This is a genomic window from Microcoleus pseudofavosus SVA1_A4 (genome assembly GCF_036700565.1).
Lineage (GTDB): Bacteria > Cyanobacteriota > Cyanobacteriia > Cyanobacteriales > Microcoleaceae > Microcoleus.
In genome coordinates this window covers 1-3,143 of the sequence record NZ_JAUBPE010000163.1, presented here as the reverse complement: position 1 = coordinate 3,143, position 3,143 = coordinate 1, and the positions used below count along the sequence as shown (strand labels likewise).

Here is a 3,143-nt window from a genome sequence, read left to right as displayed (position 1 = left end):
GACTGTTGACTGTTGACTGTTGACTGTTGACTGTTGACTGTTGACTGTTGACTGTTGACTGTTGACTGTTGACTGTTCGCCGTAGGTTGGGTTTTACCTCAGTCTACCCAACCTACAATTCACTGCTGAATACCCGTTACATCTGTTACATCCGTTACATCCCGTACATTGCTCGTTGCCGAACTTCCTTCGTCTTACTATGAAAATATTAACTAATTGGGGTTTCACGCGCGAAGGCTGGCGCAACAACAGCCGCGGCGAATATTTAGTTTTGCTTCAAGGAGCATTGCTCGCAGGATTTGCAATCTTACCAGTTTATCAACTGCCAGGATTCAAAATTCTATCAACTCAACTACTTTTTTATCTTAGCTGGACTCTAGCAAGTATTCTCAGCTTAAGCGGATTAATTTTCATAATCAAAGCACTAATAGACTTAGGAAAAAATCTCACACCATTGCCCTATCCCAGAGAAGACGGAGAATTAGTCCAAACAGGCATTTACGGAATGGTGCGACATCCTTTGTACAGCGGCTTAATCTCAGTCGCCCTCGGCTGGGCACTTTTTCAAATGAGCATATCCCATTTAATAGCCACTGCAATTTTACTAATATTTTTCGACATCAAAGCCAGCCGCGAAGAAATGTGGCTGAGCGAGAAATATCCCGACTATTCCGAATACAGCCAGCGAGTAAAAAAATTAATTCCCGGCATCTATTAACATCTCCACATTCATCCGCGTTAATCTGCGTGCATCTGCGGTAAAAAATTCGTAAAAAAAATTAAAAATACTTGCGCTCGTCCTTATTTTAAACTTAGTAACAATCGGTGTCGGGTGCGATCGCCCTTTCCAAAAACCTTTAAACAAGCCCCCGAATTTATTCGCGATCGCAATCTCAAATCTCAAATCTCAAATTTCAAATCTCAAATCAGATGACGGCGCAAATATACTCAATCAGCATTCTTGCCAAATTCCTGAAATATTAAATGTAACTCGGAATACAAACTCAAACCTCAAATTGACCGACCCTCCGTTAAGTCCCTTCCTAGCCCAGCCGCAGCAAAAAAATACTCCATAAAATTTGCCTTAATTTAAGTTGTCAATTCTCTCCAAATCGCTCAAAATTAAAATAAGAAATAAAATGTAATATTTATCTAACTTCTCACAGAAGAATTAACCGCTAAATGAGAGCCACCCCTCCTGTGGATCTGCCGCCACCCGGGCCAACCGCAGCAACTCCCCAAGCCTCCCGCCTAAGCCCGCTATTCAACCGCCTGCATCCGAGTCCAGAAACCCTCCTGCTCATCCTCTCCCTAGTCATAGGGGGAGTTACGGGCGCAGGCGTCGTCACCTTTCACTATCTCATCAACTCGATCCACAGCCTGATGCTGGAAGACTTCATGGGGGCGATCGCCTCTTCAGGCTCTTGGACGCTAGCCTGCATTCCCACCCTCGGCGGAGTCGTCATCGGGCTGATGCGCTGGCGGTTTCGGGATTTTGGCCCGAATATGTCCTCCTTAATTGCAGCCACCCGCGGCCTGCAAGAACTCTCCCCGCTCAAACCCATCACCAAAATGGTGGCAGCCTCAGTATCCCTCGGCACCGGTGCTTCCCTCGGCCCGGAAGCCCCCAGCGTCGAAATCGGCGCTAACTTCGGAATGCTGCTGGCTCAAGTCTTGCAGCTCTCCCCAGAACGGCAGCGCTTGCTCCTCGGCGCGGGAGCAGCAGCAGGTTTATCCGCCGGGTTTAACGCTCCCATCGCCGGAGTATTCTTTGCCTTAGAAGTTGTGCTCGGCAGCACCTTCGCCACTTCGTCAGTCAGCGTTGTCTTGCTATCGGCCGTAGTTTCGGCGCTGATCGGTCAAATTTGTTTGGGAGCTCAGCCGGCCTTTGCTTTGCCGGTCTACGATGTCCGCAGCCCCTTGGAACTGCCTTTTTACATGGGATTGGGACTTTTGGCCAGCGTAGTTTCCCTAGCCTACACAGAAGCAATTCAATTGGCCGATCGCTGTTTTCAAGGAAAAGTCCGAGGATTTGCTTGGCTCGGACGACTGCCCCGACCGCTTCACCCCATCATCGGCGGGGCCTGCGTCGGCTTAGTCGCCCTGCAATTGCCTCAAATTTTGGGCGTCGGCTACGAAACAGTCCAAGCAATGCTCCAAGATGTTAAATTTTCCTTGCCTTTGCTGCTGCTGCTGCTGTTCGTCAAACTGGCGGTGACAGCAATCAGCCTCGGTAGCGGTTTAGTGGGCGGTATCTTCGCTCCGGCGATGTTTTTGGGAGCTTCCCTGGGTTCGGCTTACGGCATCTTTTTGGAAATGTTGCCGGCTTTGGGGGAACACGTTGCCGGCCCTCCCGCCTACGCAATGGTGGGAATGGCAGCCGTTCTCGCCGGCAGCGCCAGAGCACCGCTGACAGCCATCCTGTTGATGTTTGAATTAACCCGCGATTACCGGATTGTATTGCCTTTGATGGCCGCAGTCGGATTGAGCGTTTGGCTGGTGGAGTTTGTCAATCGCCGATCGGCAGCCCACAGCCTCAACCTTCAGCAAATGGGCGTAGACGTAGCTGTCAATGAGCCGATCAAAGCCCGGGAACAGTTGCAGGATTGGGAAGACGCTTTGGGCGATCGCATCGTCACAGAACTGATTTCTTGCCAAATTCCCATTGATGAGGAACACAGGGGCGATGAGCCTGTGCTGGCGATCGCCAACGCACATTTAGCGGAAAATGTCAAACCATTACCTGAAACAAAATCAGTAGTTTGATTGAGTTCAAATCCCTTTGCTGCGTCACAAAACGAATAGCCGAACAGCTAAATCTTAAAGCCATGATATTTATCAACCCGAAAACCGATTACGCCTTCAAAAAAATCTTCGGTTCCTCAGAAAGCAAAGAGATTCTAATTAGCTTTCTCAACGCCTTAATTTATGAAGGCAATTCCACCATCGAAGACTTAGAAATAATCAACCCAAATCTGCCGCCCAAACTAGAAGGCTTAAAAGATAGTTATCTGGATGTGAAAGCAAAACTCAGCGATGGAACTTTAGTAATCATTGAAATGCAAGTGCTGTCGGGGCGACAAGTCGCTTATAACGCTGATAGAATAAGCCTCATAGCTCTTATTCCTTGTTGATAATTGGGT

The 3,143-nt window shown here is 48.5% G+C and carries 2 protein-coding genes and 1 pseudogene; all 3 read left to right on the top strand.

From position 1 onward, the window contains the following. The first annotated feature begins 199 nt into the window (after nt 1–199). Nucleotides 200–718, top strand: a complete 519-nt coding sequence (locus QUA02_RS33055) for a methyltransferase family protein (protein ID WP_333033946.1) — start codon at nt 200–202, stop codon at nt 716–718. 464 nt (nt 719–1,182) lie between these two features. Then, the gene (locus tag QUA02_RS33050) at nt 1,183–2,766 is read left to right on the top strand and encodes a chloride channel protein (RefSeq protein WP_333033945.1); all 1,584 of its coding nucleotides are present in this window, start codon (nt 1,183–1,185) and stop codon (nt 2,764–2,766) included. 62 nt (nt 2,767–2,828) lie between these two features. Then, a pseudogene (locus QUA02_RS33045) lies at nt 2,829–3,098 on the top strand (Rpn family recombination-promoting nuclease/putative transposase); the annotation flags it as partial. Nucleotides 3,099–3,143: the final 45 nt, after the last annotated feature.